Here is an 18,737-nt window from a genome sequence, read left to right as displayed (position 1 = left end):
TGATTTATACATTTATCACGAGGTGATTCTTTAATGACGAACCGTGCCAAGATGATCGTAGACAAAGATTTTATCGTAGGCGAAGTAGATAAACGAATTTATGGTTCCTTTATTGAGCATTTGGGACGTGCGGTATACGGCGGTATTTATGAGCCTGATCATCCATCCGCGGACGAACAGGGCTTCCGTTCGGACGTGCTTGAACTTGTAAAAGGATTAGACGTACCTATCGTCCGTTACCCGGGCGGCAATTTTGTATCCGGTTACAACTGGGAGGACGGCGTTGGTCCGGTTGCTGACCGCCCGAAGCGTCTTGAATTGGCATGGCGCACAATCGAGCCGAACCTCGTAGGCTTTAACGAGTTTGTGGACTGGTGCAAAAAAGCAAACACCGAAGCGATGATGGCCGTTAACCTCGGCACCCGCGGACCGGAAGAAGCCCGCAACCTGATCGAGTATTCCAACCATGCCTCCGGCTCCTACTGGTCGGATCTTCGAATCAAGCACGGATACAAAGACCCGCATAATATTAAAACCTGGTGCCTTGGCAACGAGATGGACGGCCCTTGGCAAATTGGCGCAAAGACAGCCGTGGAATACGGCCGCATTGCGAATGAAACGGCTAAGATCATGCGTTGGGTGGACCCAACGATTGAGCTCGTGGCCTGCGGAAGCTCGGGCCTTGGCATGCCAACCTTCCCGGATTGGGAAGCAACCGTGCTTGATCTGACGTACGATAACGTTGATTACATTTCGCTGCATCAGTATTATGGAAATAGAGACAAGGATACGAAGAACTTCCTGGCTCAATCGTTAGGAATGGATTCCTTTATTCAGACGGTTATCTCCACGGCCGACTATGTGAAAGCGAAGAAGCGCAGCAAGAAAAACATTAATCTCAGCTTCGATGAATGGAATGTATGGTTCCACTCCAACGAGAGCGACCGCAAGATCGAGCCGTGGTCCATTGCACCGCCGCAGCTGGAGGATATTTATACGCATGAGGACGCGCTTGTTGTTGGCTGCATGCTGATCAGCTTGCTGAAACGCGCCGACCGGGTTAAAATGGCTTGTCTCGCACAGCTTGTTAACGTCATTGCGCCGATTATGACCGAGAACGGCGGAGCGGCATGGAAGCAATCCATCTATTATCCGTATATGCATGCAAGCCTGTTCGGCCGCGGCACGGTATTGGTTCCTTTGCTCAAATCCGATAAATACGACTCCAAGGATTACACCGATGTGCCTTACGTGGAAGCGGTAGCCGTTCATAACGAGGAGCTTGGAGAAGTAACCGTATTTGCGGTTAACCGCGATTTGGACAATGCGAGAACGTTTGACATCGATCTTCGCAGCTTTGGTTCCTTCCGCATAGTTGAACATATTGTCCTCGAGAATAATGATCTGCAGGCCGTTAATACGGCAGCAAATCCGGATAACGTGAAACCGCATGCGAACGGCAATGCAAAGCTTGAACAAAACGGCACGATTGAAGCTTCTCTTAGCAAAGCTTCCTGGAACGTCATTCGAATTAAACTTCAGTAACAGGATGTGAAACATGTTAATCAAAGCGGATACCGATCAAGCCTGGCTTCCGCTTTATGAAGCGCTGGCTAGTCCTGTGCGATTAAATATTCTGGATCTTCTCGCCGGTGCAGCTGAGCCAATGAATGTCAAAGATCTGGCTGCAGCGCTTGGTCTGAGCAGTGCCATCGTAACGATGCATGTCCGCAAGCTCGAGCAGGCGGGAATTATCCAGACGAAGATGGTCAGAAAACAGGGTGGCACGCACAAAATTTGCGAAATCGCGGCCTCCCGCATCCAGATTGATCTGCCTCAGCCCGGCTTTACTCCGAAGAAAACGCACGAGATCAGTATACCGGTCGGCCATTATACCGAATTTGAGGTGTATCCGACTTGCGGTATCGCAACAACGGAAAAAGTTATTGGCCAATTCGATGACCCGAGGTATTTCCTCGAGCCGGAGCGGATGAATGCCGGCATTCTATGGTTCGGCAAAGGATACGTGGAGTATCGGATACCTAACTATCTGCTGCCGGGTCAGCACCCCGAGGATCTCGAGATTGTGCTGGAGATCAGCTCCGAGGCGCCGGGTTACAATGAGAACTGGCCGTCGGACATCGTATTTACCCTAAACGGCGTCCGGATTGGCATGTGGACCAGTCCCGGCGATTACGGAGCCGTAAAAGGGAAATACACGCCAACCTGGTGGCAGGATTTCGTTAATCAGTACGGTCTGCTCAAGATTATCCGCGTCCAGAAAAACGGTACCTTCATCGATGGCCAGAAAATTTCGGATGTCGGAATCGACCAGATCGGATTGAACCGCAATCAGTGGGTATTCCGCCTCGCCGTCGAAGACAACGCCGCCCATGTCGGCGGCCTGACGTTGTTCGGCAGAGGCTTCGGCAATTACAATCAGGACATGATTTTCCGTGTCCACTATTTGGAGTAGGGCTCGCGTGGTGGTGTCGCTACAGAAGTAAATGTTCTTCCGATCGCTGTGCTTTTCCGGTTCCCTGAACTGGTTGTATGGGTAGGAACCGGAAAAGCAAGGCGAACGCTACGCTTCTCCAGAACATTTACTTCCTCCGCTCCAAAGTCGCTCGCCCCTGTGGGTGGGCCGTTGAAGGACTGCTGATGACCCAGCAGTCCTTTCTTTATTGGCTGTTCCTGGGCTGTTAGCCAGGAACGGTAGGCGGCAGCAAAAAGGGCTGAACCCATGGGCTTTTAGCCTTGGGTTCAGCCCTTTTTTTGGTTGCGTGGCGAGCCGGGAGTGCGCGGAGGAAGTGAATGTTCTTGAAAAGCGTTAGCGCTCGCCTTGGCTTTCGGGTTCCTACCTTGAAACCTCTTAATGAGGGAACCCGAAAGGCACAGCGATTGAAAGAATATTCACTTACGCAGCGACGACCGACAGCGAGCCGCACCACACACAAAAACGGGCTGTACCCAAGGGTACAGCCCACTTTTTTAGCCCTCCAAAAGAAGGGTTTCCGGATCTTCCAGCATTTCTTTTACTTTTACAAGGAAGCGTACTGCTTCTGAGCCGTCAACGATACGGTGATCGTAAGTGAGGGCGATGTACATCATCGGACGGTTCTCCGAACGTTCTGCGTCGATCGCTACCGGACGAAGCTGGATTTTGTGCATACCCAGGATGCCGACTTGCGGAGCGTTCAGGATTGGAGTCGACAAGAGCGATCCGAAAGTACCGCCGTTAGTGATGGTGAATGTACCGCCTTGCAGCTCTTCCAGCGACAGCGAGTTATCGCGTGCTTTTTTAGCCAGGGATACGATCGATTTCTCGATCTCTGCGAAGCTCAGACGATCCGCATCGCGCACGACAGGAACAACCAGACCTTCTTTAGCCGATACCGCGATGCCGATATCGTAGTATTGTTTAGCGATAATATCGCCGTTGTTGATTTCAGCGTTCAGAAGAGGGAACTCTTTCAACGCGCCAACAACCGCTTTAGTGAAGAAGGACATAAAGCCGAGACCAACCTCGTGTTTGTCCAGGAACGATTGCTTGCGGCGTTTACGAACGTCCATGATCGCTGTCATATCCACTTCGTTGAACGTAGTCAGCATAGCTGCCGTATGTTGTGCTTCAACGAGGCGATTAGCGATAGTCGCGCGGCGGCGGGACATTTTCGTACGCGTGTAAGGCTTGTTCGACGTAAATTCAGGTTGAGCAGCTTTTGCAGCCGGTGCCGGTGCTGCCGCAGGTGCAGGAGCCGCCGGACGAAGCTCAACGCGTCCAAGCGTCGATTGCGCTTCGCTGATGTCGATGCCTTTTTCTCTTGCAAGCTTGCGGGCTGCAGGAGAAGCATTCAGGTGGCTGTCAGCCGCAGGCGCCGGAGCAACGGCTACCGCTGTAGCCGGAGCAGCAGCTGGTGCTGCAGGAGCCGGAACGGCTGCCGGTGCAGGCGCTGCTTCAGCTGCAGGTGCAGCCGGCGTTGGAGCGGCAGCGCCGCTGCCAGCTCCGATTGTGCCGATCACTTCACCGATTTCAACGGTGTCGCCTTCGTTTTTCGCGATTTCTTGCAGAACGCCGTCTTGCTCGGCGCTGATTTCGATGTTTACTTTGTCTGTTTCAAGCTCAAGAAGCACGTCGCCTTGTTTAACGGCGTCTCCTACTTTAACGACCCATTTGGAGATGGTGCCCTCCGTAATTGATTCACCCATTGCCGGTACGATAATTTGTTGCACGTGAGCTTACCTCCCTGTGTTATATGTCAACGACGGACTATACTTTAAAGTTTGCAATAAAATGTGCTGCTGCTCGAAGCTGTGTACTTGCTGGAAGCCGCTTGCCGTACTGGAGCGTTCCGGACGGCCGATGTAGCTTACGCTTGCAGCGGCTGGCGCGATCTTGCGCAGACGAGGCTCCATGTAGAACCACGAACCCATGTTTTGCGGCTCTTCTTGTACCCAGACGATTTCCTTCAGATTCGGCAGGCGTTCGATGATCGCTGCGATTTCTTTCTCAGGGAACGGATACAGCTGCTCGACGCGTACGACATGCAGCCAATCCAGCTCTTGATCGCCGTTTTTCTCGATCGCTTCCTCAATATCGATGGCCATTTTGCCAGTCGCGAGAACGAGGCGTTCTACGCGGTCCGGCTTGGCGCCAAGACCTTTTTGCTCGATAACCGGTTTGAACGAACCGTTGCTCAGCTCGGAAATTTCCGCAGCTACGCGAGGGTTGCGGATCAAGCTCTTCGGTGCCATGATGATCAGCGGACGAGCGGCATCGCTTTCCGTGATCGAAGCCTGGCGGCGAAGCAGGTGGAAATAGTTCGCTGCGCTGGACAGGTTCACGACCGTCCAGTTCTCTTCGGCGGACAACTGCAGGAAGCGTTCCAGACGAGCGCTGGAGTGCTCCGGACCTTGACCTTCGTAACCGTGCGGAAGCATCATGATCAGGCTCGATTTTTGCTGCCATTTTGCGCGGCCGGCCGAAATGAATTGATCGATTAATACTTGCGCAACATTCGTGAAGTCGCCGTACTGCGCTTCCCAGATAACCATGGTTTCCGGAGCGTGTACGTTGTAGCCGTATTCGAAGCCAAGGACAGCTGCTTCGGACAGCGGGCTGTTATGAATCGCAAACGACGCTTTCGCTTCAGGCAGGTGATGGAGAGGGCAGAACGTGTCGCCAGTCTCGGCGTCGTGCAGCACCAGGTTGCGGTGCGCGAACGTTGCGCGTTCTACGTCTTGGCCGCTGATGCGGATCGGCTTGCCTTCTGCAAGGATCGATGCGAACGCAAGCGTCTCGGCATGGCCCCAGTCCATTTTCTCGCCGTCGTTTACAGCCGTTGCGCGGCGTTCCAGGATACGCTGCAGCTTCGGATAAACGGTAAAGTTCTCCGGCCACTTCAGCAGGTTGGCGTTGATCTCGCGAAGCGTTTCGACCGAGATAGGAGCTACCGCATCGCCTGTTGTCAGATCGTTAGGCAGGCCTTGCGTCTGATGAACCGGCTCTTGACCCTCGCGGCTCTTCATTTCCTCGTAAGCGGCTTTCAGACGGCCGATAACTTCTTGCTTCAGGCCTTCCGCTTCCTGCTCGGTAATCGCGCCTTCCGCAATCAGTTTGTCGGTAAAGATACGGCTGACCGTCGGATGAGCTTTTACCTTCTTGTAAATCGTAGGCTGCGTTGTTTCCGGATCGTCCGTTTCGTTATGACCGTATTTACGGTAACCGATCAGGTCGATCAGGAAGTCCTTTTTAAACTTCGTGCGATATTCGCTTGCCATGCGAGCCGCCGCGATTACCGCATCCGGATCATCGGCATTGACGTGAACGATCGGGATTTCGTAGCCTTTCGCAACGTCGCTTGCGTAATGCGTCGAACGGGAATCATGGCTTTCGGTAGTGAAGCCGATTTTGTTGTTGACGATAATATGAAGCGTACCGCCATGCGCGTAGCCGTTAAGCTGCGACAGGTTCATGGTCTCCGCCACGATGCCTTCGCCCGGGAAAGCGGCGTCGCCGTGCATGATGATCGCTGCGGCGAGATCCGTGTTCTGCTGCGGATAACCCGGAGCCGTGCGGTCATCCTGCGCCGCGCGGGTGAAGCCGTCCACAACGGGGTTAACGTACTCCAGGTGGCTCGGGTTGTTCGCCAGCGTAATGCGGGTCTTAACCGTTTCGCCGGTACCGATCGAACGGTTCGCGCCAAGGTGATATTTCACGTCGCCGGTCCAGCCGTAGTTAATGCCGATGGAGCCTTCGGACGGACTCATTTTTTTGTTCGTTGCATTATGGAATTCGGAGAAAATCTTGCTGTACGGCTTGCCGAGCACATGCGCCAGAATGTTCAGGCGGCCGCGGTGAGCCATGCCCATCAGAATATGTTTAACGCCGTCATTGGACAGCTCATGAACCATCTCGTCAACGAGGGCCACGAGAACGTCGTTGCCTTCAACCGAGAAGCGTTTTTGGCCGACGAACGTACGCTGCAGGAAATCTTCGAACTGTTCGGCTTCGAACAGCTTCGTCAGAATCTTCTTGCGTTCCTCCGTGCTGAGCTTCGTTCCAGGATTTTCTTTCTCTACGCGTTGCTTCAGCCATGCGCGTTCTTCTTCGTTATGAACGTGGCTGAACTCGTAAGCGATTGTTCCGGTGTAAGCTTTGCGAAGCTTCTCGATCGCGTCCCAGCCGTTCTTAACGTCAGCAGGCGCTTTCGTCCAGACAAGCTCTGCCGGCAGGGCAGCCAGGTCGGCTTGCGTCAGGCCGTAGGTTTCCAGTTCCAGCATGTTGGTGCTTACTTTCGGACTGATACCGAGCGGGTCGATATCCGCAGCTAAATGGCCGAAAGCGCGTATGTTCCATACAAGCTTACCAGCCGCTACTAGGTTTTGAAGGACTTTGGCATCGATAGCCGCGCCGCCGGAGGCTTGCGCGTTTACGATAGGTGCCGCCGTTTGCCCCGCGTATTGAGGCGGTTCGCCATATTGCTCGAACAGCTCGCGGTACTCGGCTACGACGGATTCGGGATTTTGCTTAAACAGTTCGTATTGCTCTTGGACATAACCAAGGTTGGGCCCGTAATAAGAAGCCCAGGGATCTTGCTTGTGCAAATTGCCAGATGACATGACAGATACCTCCGTCTAGGATTTTGAAGTTCAAGGGACGGAAATTAGAACTTACTTATGAATCCATTATAGTATAAACAGGCCTTAAAACTTAAATAACGAATATGTATCATTATTATCTTGAATATAGATTGATTCGGCTTGGCGAGCGGCATTTTTCATTCTTATTATGCTCATATCGGCAATATCCAACACGTTAGCGCCGCATATAGCTGCCGTTATCTTTTAAAGCGCATACATTTTCGAGAACGATCTACCTTCTTGTCATGCCAAGCGAATAGAAATTTACCCCGCGAGCCGCTAAAAATATCCCTATTTCGCGCTGTTCAACCCCTATAATGGAAGGGGATGGACATATTGATAAGCGGGAGTGAGGAATCGTGAACGTATCAATTGGAGGCTATTCGTTTAACAACACCTATCTGGAAGGGAAGATGGATGTATTTGGCTATTTGGAAACGGTCAAATACCGCTACAAGCTGAATGTTGCCGATCTTTGGAACGGCTTCTTTATAGACCGCGGCACGGGGCCGATCTATCAGCTTGCCGAGGAGAGCTATATCCGCAAAATCCGCGAGGCACTGGACGAGAAGGAAATGTCGGTGGTCAACTTCGCCGTCGACGGCGCCCATCTATGGGACCCGGACCCGGAGGTTCGGAAACGGCTCCATGATAACGCCCTTGTGCATTTGCGAGCATCGGTTATTCTTGGCGCGAAGACCGTCCGGATGGATACCGGCGGCAGCTATCATGACGTGGAGACGATGACGGAGGAGCAATTCGATTATACGGTCCGGACGTACCGGGAATTTGCGCAATTCGCGTCGGACAACGGTTTCGTTATCGGCCCCGAGAATCATATGGGCGCATCGCTGCTGCCCCGCGAAATGAAACGGATCGCCGAAGCGGTCGACCACCCGGCCTTTGGCTTCCTTGTCCACCTCGGACGGTGGAAGGCCGATCGGGAAGAGGGCGACAAGCTTGTTGCGCCGTGGGCCTACCATACCCATTTCGACGAAAAAACCGCCGTATCCGGCGATGCCTTGAATACGATTGCAACGTTGAAGGATGCGGGTTACAAGGGCTATTGGGGAATTGAATATAACGCGCCGAAGCGGCAGTACCTGGAGACGGAGAGACTGCTCGGCATGGTGAAAAAGCTGCTTGCGGACGAAGCTGATTTAAGGAGTGAAGGGTAATGGAGACGGTTAAGATCGGGATCATTGGCGTTGGCCAAATCGGCAAGCAGCATATCGAGAAGTACCGCCAGGTCGCGGGCGCCCAGATTATCGCGGTATGCGACGTAAACGAAGCGGAGGCCGGGAGGGTAGCCGAGCAATACGGAATCCCGCATGTGTACTCCGATTACCGCGAGCTGATCGGGCGCGAGGATATCGTGGCGGTTGATGTCTGCCTGCACAATAACTTCCATGCCCCCGTTACGATTGCCGCGCTGCAGGCCGGCAAGCATGTGTATTGCGAAAAGCCGATCGCCGGCACTTACGAGGACGGCAGAAGAATGCTGGAGGCGGCGGAGGAAACGGGCAAGCTGCTGCATGTTCAGCTTTTTACGCTGTACGGCAAGGACACGAAAGCAGCCAAGACGCTGATTGACGGCGGCAAGCTGGGCAGGCTGTACCATGCGCGCTCCACCGGCTTCCGCCGCAGAAACCGGCCCTTCGTGGACGGTTACGGCACGCCGTTTTTCACCCGCAAAGAAACCTCTGCCGGAGGAGCTCTGCTCGATATGGGCGTCTATCATGTGGCTCAGCTGCTCTACCTGCTTGGCAATCCGGAGGTGGAACGCGTCTCGGGCAAAGTCTATCAGGAAATGGCGATGCTCGAGGAACGCAAAACAAGCAGCGGGTTTAACGTGGAGGAGCTGGCGACGGGCTTTATCCGGTTCAAGGGCGGCTTAACGCTTGATCTGATCGAAGCTTGGTCGGTTCATATGGGCGGCTTTGAGGGCAGCAGCATTCTTGGCTCGGAGGGCGGTGTCAGATTGCCTAACGGTCTGCACGGCGAGGGCTCCCAGCCGTTCAGCTACCATAGCACGGTATGCGACATCGATATGGACAGCACGATTGACCTGGACATGATGGATTTGCGCTGGCATAGGCTCCGCGAGAATGAAGACGCGTACGATTCCTCGCAGCATCACTGGATTGCGGCGCTGCAGGGCCGGGTTCCGCTGCTGCCGACCGCAGACATCGCCTTGCGTACGATGCTGATCAGCGAGGGTATTTATTTATCGGAGGAGCTCGGCCGCGAAGTGACGGCGGAGGAAGTAATCGCAAGGTCAAGCTCAACGGCTATTCCCGTCTAGGCTGCAAAGAAAGCGGTGATGGACAACATGAATGAGATAGAAGGAAAGACAGCGAGGAGAAGCTATCGCTTTATCAAGGCGTTCAACTTTTTCAGCTACGGAACGATAGCGGTCTACAGCACGTTTTTTGCCCTTTATTTGCAGTCGATCGGAATTAATCCGCTCAAAATCGGGGCGCTTATGGCAGGCGGGCCCATCGTGTCGCTCATTGCCAATCCTTTATGGGGGTATTTGAGCGACCGGACCCGCAATATCCGGCTGATCCTCATTCTGATGCTGGTTGGCAATCTTGCCGCGATGCAGCTCGTATTTTTAAGCGATTCCTACGCGTTTATATTTGGCTGCATGCTGCTGTTTTTCTTTTTCCAGATGCCGTTGTTCTCGCAGAGCAACAGCCTGATCCTGAACAGTATCGAAGGGACGCGCCACAAGTTTGGCGCTTTCCGGTTATGGGGCTCCTGCGGCTGGGCGATACTTGCTTTGGTTACGGGGCCGATTCTCGGGCAGATCGGCATCAGCCGGCTATGGCTGGTTTATACGGTTATGATGCTGGTCGCGATCGGGTTCGCTTTTACCCTGCCGAGAGGATCCTCTCCAAAGACGTCCCAGAGCATAAATTACCGGCAGATGCTGGGCAACAGGGTGTTTCTTGTGTTTCTCGTAATCGGGCTTCTGATCTCGATTCCGAACTCGATGAACACAACGTTTATCGGATTGTATATGACGGAGCTTGGCGGGCACACGGATCTGGTGGGCTGGTCGGCTTTTCTGTCTTCCGTCTTCGAAATTCCGGTGTTCCTGCTCTTTGACCGGTACTTGTCCAAGCATGCACGGACGATGGTCAGCTGCCTGATTCTCGTCAGCCTGCTGTATGCGCTGCGCTGGTTCCTGATGGCGGGAGCGGGCAACGCGGAGCAGATTATTTTCATCCAGGCGCTGCATTGTCTGACGTTTGGGGCCTTCTACTATATCGGCACGCAGCTGACGGCGCTTATCGTTCCCAGCGAGCTGCGGGCATCGGGGCAGGCGGTTTATGCTTTGACATGGGGCGGCTTATCGGGGATTGCCTCCGGATTTCTTGGCGGTTATCTGTTCCAGCAAATCGGGCCGAAGTCCATCTATTGGACGGGAGCGGGCATGGCATTAATCGGGCTGGTCGGGTTCGCCTTGCTTTACCTCTATATGAAGCTGACGGCGGTCAAAAAGTCGGAGCAGGAAATCAGCTTTTAGCAACCTTTCCCGCATGACCTTCGTCCATAACTTTGAACAGCTGTTCATTATCGCAGCTTAGAGGATGAAGGAGGACATACGATTATGAAAAAACGCATCACTGCCGCGGCGATTTCCGCCGCCGTCTTGTTCGGAGCGTTATCCGGGCAGGCGCTTGCGGCCGATGATTCCGGCTTTACCGACATCGCCGGCACCAGCAGCCGCGCGCAAATCGAAGCTCTGCAGGAGCTTGGCATTGTGAAAGGGGTATCCTCTTCGGAGTTCCATCCGGAAGAGAATCTCACGGGAGCGCAAGGGATTGAGCTGATCGTCCGGACGATGCAGTTAAGCCTGGCTGCCATTGATTTCAAACAAGCTCCTACCGCGGAGGGCTTTTTCACCCATGTGAAAAATGACGCCTGGTACGCGGAAAGCTTCGTCATCGCTCACTACAACGGACTCGATCTGCCGGCCGACATCGACCCGAACAAACCGCTGACCAGAGAAGAGTTCGCGTATTATCTCGTTCAGGCCCTTGAGAAAACCGGCCAATATCCGCTCGTTAAGATGTATATCAACATCCAGGACGAGAAGGATATCACGGTGGATTATCAGGGAACGATCCAGCGTGCACTGCTGTATAAGATCGTAGCGCTTGACGCCGACGGAAATTTCCACCCGCAGCAAATCGTAAACCGCGCGGAAGCGGCTGCCATTCTTTTTGCGGCTCATGAATTTGTCGAGACGCATAAGGATAACGGCGAAGCCGGAGCTCCTGAAGAACCGGCGGCTTCGGCGCCGGCGACGGCGTTGGAGTAAAAAAAGGCAGAGGCTGTCCATCCGACAAGAAGTCGGCGGACAGCCTCTTTCTTTTATCGCGCCGCAACGAGGAATTTCATAGTATAATAGGAGCATCATGTGTCCCATAGCGACGGCATTTACGCGCAATTGTTGTGGGCAGCTGGAGAGAGGAACACGAATGACGCAAATTAAAGATCTTCGCAATCAGGACGATTTTACCGGCTTCTATTTGCTTAAGGAGCTGGAAGTAAAGCAGACGAATGCAACTACGCCCAAGGATTATTTTGATATCGTACTTGCCGACGGCACCGGACAGCTGGGGGCCAAGTTCTGGGATGTCTCTTCGCAGGACAAAGAAACCTTCTTCCCCATGGGCCTCGTTAAGGTTCAAGGGAATGTCCATTTATACCGCGAGAAGCTTCAGATCAAAATTTCGCGCATGCGCCCCGCCGGCGAGGCAGACGGCATCACGCTGACGGATTTTATCCGTTCGGCGCCGGTTGCTTCGAATGAACTTATCGATACGATTCATAAAGCGAAGGACAGTATTCAAGACACGGAGATTAAGGCGATTGTCACTTATTGCGTGACGAAGGTGGAGGAAAAGCTGACGCATTACCCGGCAGCCAAGACGCATCATCATGCGTATTTTGCCGGACTTGCTTACCATATGGCGAGAATGCTGGAGATCGGGGAATTTCTGTGCAGGCAGCGCCCGTTCCTGAACGCCGATCTGCTGAAGGCAGGCATTATTCTTCATGATATCGCCAAGCCCGAGGAGATGATCGCGCAGCTTGGCATCGTATCCGACTACAGCCTTTCGGGCAAGCTGATGGGACATATTTCGCTGGCATCGACATGGATTACGGAGGCGGCCATCCGCTGCAATATTGATTTGGATTCGGAAAAAGTGCTGGGATTGCAGCATATGGTGCTGTCTCATCATAATCTGGGAGAGTGGGGGAGTCCCGTTCAGCCGCAAACGGCGGAGGCCGTGGCGCTGCATCATATCGATGCGATGGACGCCAAGCTGCAAATGGTCGAGGATGCCCTGCAAACAACTCCGGAAAGCGAGCCATGGACGCCTGTTGTCCGCGGACTGGAGAATAAACCGATCTATCGGATGAAGCTGTAATTATAAAGGGTAATGGGGTGAAAGACGGGTGCTAGAACACCCGGCACTACCGATGACCGATAACTTGCAAACGACTCAATATAAGCAATGCGTGCATTGCCTGGAGCAAAAGCCGGTGACGGATTTTCTCCGCCGCACGGGCAGACGTTCGGGACCGGCTTCGCGGCGCGGCGCCTGCCGCAGCTGCCGCAAGACAAGAGGCCGGATTACCGCTCCGGTTATGGTATCTATTGCTAAACATAAGGATGTGGCTGCCGCGCCACTGGTTGTGCCCGCGGCGGTTGCCGCCTTGCCGGCAAACCAGGCTGAGCCTGCTGCCGCGCCGGTTGCTGAGCCTGATGCGGCAGCAACTCCTGCCGCAGCGCCAAAGCGGCCTAGACCGTCCAAAGCTCCGGCACGGACTGCCGGAGCTGGCGGGAAATACCGTCCGAGTCCGCTTCCGGCGAATTATTCGCCGACGGATGCCACTCTGCTGCGGACGACGCGCAAAGGGACGGTCTGGATGCGCGGCAAGACCGATAAAGGACGGCGCTGGCATCAGGAGATTGATCTGGAGCTTGCGGTAACGCTCGTGAAGGAGAAGGCCGCCGTTATTGTGAACCGAACCACGATTCGGCGCTTGTTCAGCAATAAGGATTTCCGGATCTACATTCTGACAAGGGACAATTACACCTGCCATTTCTGCGGACAATACGGCGATACCATCGACCATATGCTGCCGCGGGCAAAGGGCGGCCATACGACGCCGGATAATTGCGTATGCGCCTGCAACGAATGTAATCAATCCAAAGCGGATAAAGACATTGACGAATTCATGCGGGAGCTTTAAGTAGGGTGGAGGTGTGCGGAGCCTGCCGAGTCTGGTACTCGGGGCTTCGCGCACCTCTTTTATTTTTGCTTAAAGTCCCTAGGGGAGCCTTAAGCTTGCTGAAAAGCAGCACTACGAGGTGCTTAAAGCCCTTTAGGGACTTTAAGTGAGCAGGAAGGTGCCGGAGACGTGCCGGAAGTGCTGGTTAATCAATAACTAAGGACACAAGGGATATATGTGAGGTATAGGCGGAAACAGTGAAAATGCGATTCAGCCCAAATAAGACCCTGTCCGGCTTCGGAGGGTCTTATTCGCTGTGAACTTTTCCAAACGCTTAGAACAAGCTCCAATCCAGTTCGCGCGACAGGGTCTCAAGCAGATGGACGCCCGCGATGCTGTTGCCTTTGGAATTAAGAGCCGGACCAATTACCCCGATGCCAAGCCTTCCCGGCACCATCGTGAGGATTCCGCCGGATACGCCGCTTTTTGCCGGAAGCCCTACCTGGATGGCGAATTCGCCCGACGCATTGTACATCCCGCATGTAATCATAAAGGTCTTCGCGATCTGCACATACCGGCGGGGGATCAGGGAGGCACCGGTTACCGGATCGGTTCCGTTGTTTGCAAGGACCAGCGCCATCCGGGCCAAGTCGCTGCATGTCACCTGAATCGAGCAATGACGGAAGTAAACATCCAGCACGTCCTCGACTTGCCCCTCCAGAACGCCGTTATCTTTCAGCAGATAGGCCATTGACCGGTTCAGATTGGCGGTATCCGATTCCGATTTATATACCTCCATGTCGTACGTTAACGTATCATTGCTTGCAAGGGCTTGGAAAAAGGACAAAACGCGTGCGGATTTCTCAGCCGAATTCCGGCCGTTAATCAAGGAAGAGATAGCAATAGCGCCGGCGTTAATCAGAGGGTTAAACGGGATGCCGGGACGGACAAGCTCCAGCTTGAGCATGGAGTTGAAGTTGTCGCCGGTCGGCTCCATGCCGACCTTTTGGAAGACGGCTTCCTCTCCGTTGTCCATTAAGGCGAGAATTAGCGTAAATACTTTGGAGATACTCTGCATCGTAAAAGAGAGCCCGCAGTCGCCAGCCGAAACTGCATGCCCGTTCGTATCGATCATGTGGATGCCAAGCGCATGCTGCGGAGCTTTGGCCAGCTCCGGAATATAGGAAGCCGTCTTGCCGTAGGCGGAACGGACCTTGCTCGCCTCTACCCAAACCGGGAGCTGGCGGTTTAATAATTCGATTTCTTGCGCAGTAAATGACATTGCGGGTTCCTCCCTTCCAAGCCTGCCCGAGACGAAGCGTGAGCTTTCGAAGCTGTTTTTATTTAATTATATTTCATATTCCAAATTGCGAACAGTGCGAGCGAATCTCTAGATTGATTTATGAATGGGACTCGCTTAGACTTGGGTCTTACAGGCGGCTGACTGTCAAATTTGGCAGAGAGAGATAATAAAGCCAGCCGGATATAAACGGGAGGAATGGATTGTGAGAAGTAAACTAATCGGGCTCGTCATGCTCGCGCTCCTTATGGCGATTGTCGCGGGATGCGGTCAAAATAATAAGCCGGACAAGCAGGACGATCAGGCGGCAAACGAAGGGAAAGCCGGACAGGAAGTGAACCTCAAGGTAGCGGTCCTAATCCCGCCGATGAGCGAGATTCTGGAGCTGGTCAAGCCGCTCTTGAAGCAGGATGGCATTAACCTGGAGATTGTAACGCTGTCGGACAACGTACAGCCGAACACGGCGCTTCAGCATAAAGAAGTAGACGCGAATTTTTTCCAGCACGTACCCTACATGAACGATTTCAACGCAACCAACAAGGCGAAGCTGGTACCGGTCAAAGCGATCTATAATGCGGTATACGGCGGCTACTCGAAAAAATATAAAAAAATCGAGGATCTTCCCGACGGCGCAACGATCGCGATTGCAAACGACCCGTCCAATATCGGACGTTCGCTTGTCATGATGGAGAAAAACGGCCTGCTCAGGCTGAAAGAAGGCGTTGGCATCAAGGCCACTCAAGCCGACATCGTCGATAACCCGCATAAGTTTAAGTTCAAGGAAGTGGATCTGCTGATGCTGGCCCGCGTCATCGATGACGTCGACATGGTGCTCATGACGCCGGCTTACGCGAAGCCGCTTGGTCTGACTCCCAAGAAGGACGCATTAATCAAAGAAGGCAGCGAATCCGACTTCGTGATTACCTTGGTCGCTCGCGAGGACAACGTAAACTCCCCGGCGATTCAGAAGCTGGCAGAGCGGATGACCGGCCCGGAGGTAAAAAAGTTCCTCGAGGACAATTACAGCGATATCGCGCTTCCGGCGTTTTAAAATATTGAAGAGGCAGCCCTAAAAATGGGCTGCCTCTTTTGTGTTATAGCCTACGGCATTGCACTATTTACAGCATAAGGATGCTGTTAAACCCATTAGCCGGCGATATCCTGCACAGAATGCAGGATATGAAGGCAAAAGCGACCAATAAAGGCCTATTCAGTGAAATATCCTGCACTTCGTGCAATGTAGAAGTGAAGTTAGTCTTCCGGTTACATAACCAGAGAGAGACTAATTAAACTCTTTTCAAAAACTCCACGATCGTCAGCAGCCCTTTGTCGAAGTTCTCGAGGTTGAAATGCTCGTTGGGAGCATGAAGATTCTCGTCCGGCAGGCCAAAGCCCATCATGATCACAGGCGCCGACAGCTGGCGGGAGAAGGTCTCGACAATCGGGATCGAACCGCCGTCTTTCGTAAACAATGCGCGTGTGCCGTATACGGCTTCATAGGCGTCGGCCGCCGTTTGCAGAAGCGGGATCGACGGATCCATATCGAAGGCGCGAGCTTTTTCGCCCGGCTTCACGGTTAACGTAACTCCGGCTTGCACGTTTGCATGAAGATGCGCGATGATGGCATCCAGAATGCGCTGAGGATCCTGCTGGCCAACCAGGCGGCAGGTAATCTTCGCATGCGCTTCCTTCGGAATAACCGTCTTGGTGCCTTCGCCTTGGAAGCCGCCCCATACGCCGTTCAGCTCCAGCGTTGGACGGGCGCCCGTGCGCTCTACGAACGTAAAACCTTCTTCTCCGTACAGCGTGCTTAGTCCAAGCGTTTTCTTCAGCTGCTCTTCATTGAATTGCTGTTTTTCGAACTCTTCATGAAGGGCTGCCGTCAGTTCGGGAACTCCTTCGTAGAAGCCTTCCACCGTAATGCGGCCATGCTTGTCATGAAGCGAAGCGAGCAGTTCAACCATGGCATGAAGCGCGTTGGGAACGCCGCCGCCGTAGGTACCCGAGTGCAGGTCCGTGTTCGAAGCGTTAATGGTCAACTCAAGCGAGCAAAGACCGCGCAGACCGGTAGAGATGGCCGGTTTGCCTTTTTCAATTAGGGAAGTATCCGAGATCAGCACGGCATCGGTTGCGAGCAGCTCTTGCTTCTCGTTCAAGAAGGTCAGCAGGTTAGGGCTTGAAATCTCTTCTTCGCCTTCAATGCAGAACTTCACGTTAACCGGGAGCTGCTGCTCCTGCTTGAGCAAGGCTTCAACGGCTTTGATATGCAGGAACACCTGACCTTTATCGTCCGTAGCCCCGCGAGCGTACAGCTTGCCGCCCCGTTCCGTCGGTTCGAACGGCGGCGTCTCCCACAGATGAAGCGGATCGACCGGCTGTACGTCATAGTGGCCGTAGACCAGGACCGTTGGTTTGCCCGGCGCATGAAGATGATCGGCATATACAATCGGATGCCCGGCCGTCTGATGAATCTTCACGTTCTCAAGGCCAGCTGACGCAAGCTTGCCTGCTACCCACTCGGCAGCCTTGATCATGTCCTGCTTATGCTCAGACAGCGCCGAAATGCTTGGAATTCTCAAAAATTCTTTAAGCTCCTCCAGCTGCTGCTCTCTACGTTCCGAAAAATACGTTTCATAACTCATACGTTTTATGTACCTCCCAAAAAGAAATTATCACGCAAACATCTCCGTAACCGCTAGACTATTAAAGCCTAACCCAAGTATACGCTTCCGGGCAGGCAAAAAAAAGGCAGCCCCGCCCAAAGGACGGAAGCTGCAGTCTTACGCTATTTATGAAGCATGTGGAACACCTGCTCCACGTCTTTATCGCCTCGGCCGGACAGATTGATAATAATGATCTCGTCCTTGTTCATCGTTGGAGCGAGCTTTTTCGCGTGGGCAACCGCATGGGCGCTCTCAAGCGCAGGGATAATGCCTTCCGTGCGGGACAGCTCCTGGAACGCTGCCAGAACTTCCTCGTTGCTTACCGTAACGTATTCCGCGCGGCCGCTGACCTTCAGATGGCTGTGCTCCGGTCCGATACCCGGATAATCGAGGCCTGCCGCGATAGAGTACGTTTTTCTTGGATTGCCCTCCTCATCAAGCAGCACAAGGCATTTGAAGCCGTGGATGATGCCAGGTACGCCTTCGGTCAAGGTTGGCGCTTGATCCGGTTCAACGCCGATCAGGCGTACGGATGGCTCGTCGATGTAGTGGGCGAAAGCGCCAATCGCGTTGCTGCCGCCGCCGGCGCAGGCGATCACGGCATCCGGAAGACGGCCTTCCTTGGCCAGAATCTGACGCTTCGACTCTTCGCTGATGATCGATTGGAAGTGCTTGACCATGGTTGGGAATGGATGCGGGCCTACGGCCGAACCCAGAAGGTAGAAGGTGTTCTTATAATTGGCTACCAGATCGTTCAGCGCTTCGTCAACGGCATCCTTCAGGCGGCCTTGCCCTTTGTCTACCGGTACGACGGTAGCGCCAAGGAGCTCCATCCGGAATACGTTAAGCGCCTGACGGCGCGTGTCCTCCGCGCCCATATAGATGACGCAGTCCATGTTGAACATCGCGCATGCGGTTGCGGTAGCGACGCCGTGCTGGCCGGCACCGGTCTCGGCAATGACGCGCTTGGCGCCCATTCGTTTGGCGAGCAGGATCTGGCCGACTACGTTATTGATTTTGTGAGCGCCGGTATGATTCAAGTCCTCGCGCTTCAGGTAGATTTTTGCGCCGCCCCAGGCGTTCGTCAGCTGCTCGGCGTAAGTCAGCGGATTTTCGCGGCCGACATATTCCTTCAAATAGTAGTCCAATTCTTCCTTAAATTCCGGATCATCCTTGAACTTGTTGAATTGCGCGCTTAAGTAGTCCAATACTTCCTTCAGCTCAGGCGGGACAAAGCTGCCGCCAAATTCTCCAAAATACCCTTCAGCCACTTGTTCTTGACTCATCTCAGAAAGCGCCTCCAATACTAGAGTTAGTCTCCCAATTCAAACCATATCGTAGCATAAAAAATAACAAATTTCTTGTTAAAAATA

Annotated in this window: 14 protein-coding genes; 9 read left to right on the top strand and 5 right to left on the bottom strand. The window is 53.6% G+C overall.

Features of this window, described 5'->3' with window-relative positions; translation table 11 throughout:
• Nucleotides 1–33: 33 nt before the first annotated feature.
• Together arfA and EV294_RS14045 are read left to right on the top strand one after the other, a co-directional pair.
• Nucleotides 34–1,545 (top strand): arabinosylfuranosidase ArfA, encoded by a 1,512-nt coding sequence (arfA, locus tag EV294_RS14050; RefSeq protein WP_132307740.1) that lies wholly within the window; start codon nt 34–36, stop codon nt 1,543–1,545.
• Between the two features lie 13 nt (nt 1,546–1,558).
• Nucleotides 1,559–2,476 carry an ArsR/SmtB family transcription factor gene (locus tag EV294_RS14045; protein WP_132307739.1) on the top strand — a complete coding sequence of 306 codons (918 nt, stop codon included), beginning with the start codon at nt 1,559–1,561 and terminating at the stop codon, nt 2,474–2,476.
• Between the two features lie 515 nt (nt 2,477–2,991).
• Here the strand turns inward: EV294_RS14045 and odhB are convergent.
• Nucleotides 2,992–4,233, bottom strand: coding sequence for a 2-oxoglutarate dehydrogenase complex dihydrolipoyllysine-residue succinyltransferase (odhB, locus tag EV294_RS14040; RefSeq protein ID WP_132307737.1), 1,242 nt, complete (start codon nt 4,231–4,233; stop codon nt 2,992–2,994).
• Between the two features lie 6 nt (nt 4,234–4,239).
• The gene (locus EV294_RS14035; RefSeq protein ID WP_132307735.1) at nt 4,240–7,122 is read right to left on the bottom strand and encodes a 2-oxoglutarate dehydrogenase E1 component; all 2,883 of its coding nucleotides are present in this window, start codon (nt 7,120–7,122) and stop codon (nt 4,240–4,242) included.
• A 380-nt stretch (nt 7,123–7,502) separates the two neighbouring features.
• On the opposite strand from EV294_RS14035, the gene EV294_RS14030 reads away from it, so the two are divergent.
• The 6 genes from EV294_RS14030 to EV294_RS14005 all read left to right on the top strand — a co-directional run bounded on the left by EV294_RS14030 (nt 7,503) and on the right by EV294_RS14005 (nt 13,422).
• Nucleotides 7,503–8,321, top strand: a complete 819-nt coding sequence (locus tag EV294_RS14030) for a sugar phosphate isomerase/epimerase family protein (protein WP_132307733.1) — start codon at nt 7,503–7,505, stop codon at nt 8,319–8,321.
• A complete protein-coding gene (locus tag EV294_RS14025; protein WP_132307731.1) occupies nt 8,321–9,448 on the top strand; it encodes a Gfo/Idh/MocA family protein in 1,128 nt (375 codons plus the stop codon). The genes EV294_RS14030 and EV294_RS14025 overlap by 1 nt, the downstream gene beginning before the upstream one ends.
• Before the next feature lie 27 nt (nt 9,449–9,475).
• Nucleotides 9,476–10,678, top strand: coding sequence for an MFS transporter (locus EV294_RS14020; protein ID WP_243711663.1), 1,203 nt, complete (start codon nt 9,476–9,478; stop codon nt 10,676–10,678).
• Nucleotides 10,679–10,762: 84 nt separating this feature from the next.
• A complete protein-coding gene (locus EV294_RS14015; RefSeq protein ID WP_132307727.1) occupies nt 10,763–11,476 on the top strand; it encodes an S-layer homology domain-containing protein in 714 nt (237 codons plus the stop codon).
• Nucleotides 11,477–11,636: 160 nt separating this feature from the next.
• Nucleotides 11,637–12,593, top strand: coding sequence for a 3'-5' exoribonuclease YhaM family protein (locus EV294_RS14010; protein WP_132307725.1), 957 nt, complete (start codon nt 11,637–11,639; stop codon nt 12,591–12,593).
• Nucleotides 12,594–12,645: 52 nt separating this feature from the next.
• Nucleotides 12,646–13,422: an HNH endonuclease gene (locus tag EV294_RS14005; protein ID WP_132308036.1), complete on the top strand. Its 777-nt coding sequence runs from the start codon at nt 12,646–12,648 to the stop codon at nt 13,420–13,422.
• A 313-nt stretch (nt 13,423–13,735) separates the two neighbouring features.
• On the opposite strand, the gene glsA is transcribed toward EV294_RS14005, so the two are convergent.
• Nucleotides 13,736–14,683 carry a glutaminase A gene (glsA, locus tag EV294_RS14000; RefSeq protein WP_132307723.1) on the bottom strand — a complete coding sequence of 316 codons (948 nt, stop codon included), beginning with the start codon at nt 14,681–14,683 and terminating at the stop codon, nt 13,736–13,738.
• Between the two features lie 250 nt (nt 14,684–14,933).
• Between glsA and EV294_RS13995 the strand changes: the two genes are divergently transcribed.
• A complete protein-coding gene (locus tag EV294_RS13995; RefSeq protein ID WP_132308034.1) occupies nt 14,934–15,752 on the top strand; it encodes a MetQ/NlpA family ABC transporter substrate-binding protein in 819 nt (272 codons plus the stop codon).
• Between the two features lie 235 nt (nt 15,753–15,987).
• On the opposite strand, the gene EV294_RS13990 is transcribed toward EV294_RS13995, so the two are convergent.
• Both EV294_RS13990 and trpB read right to left on the bottom strand, forming a co-directional pair.
• Nucleotides 15,988–17,343 (bottom strand): dipeptidase, encoded by a 1,356-nt coding sequence (locus EV294_RS13990; protein ID WP_132307721.1) that lies wholly within the window; start codon nt 17,341–17,343, stop codon nt 15,988–15,990.
• Between the two features lie 143 nt (nt 17,344–17,486).
• Complete coding sequence (gene trpB, locus EV294_RS13985) at nt 17,487–18,650, bottom strand: tryptophan synthase subunit beta (protein WP_132307719.1); 1,164 nt, start codon at nt 18,648–18,650, stop codon at nt 17,487–17,489.
• Nucleotides 18,651–18,737: the final 87 nt, after the last annotated feature.

The organism is Paenibacillus sp. BK033 (assembly GCF_004345425.1).
Taxonomy (GTDB): domain Bacteria; phylum Bacillota; class Bacilli; order Paenibacillales; family Paenibacillaceae; genus Pristimantibacillus.
Note: the sequence above shows the minus strand (reverse complement) of the source record. Positions and strands in the feature narration are given on the sequence as shown.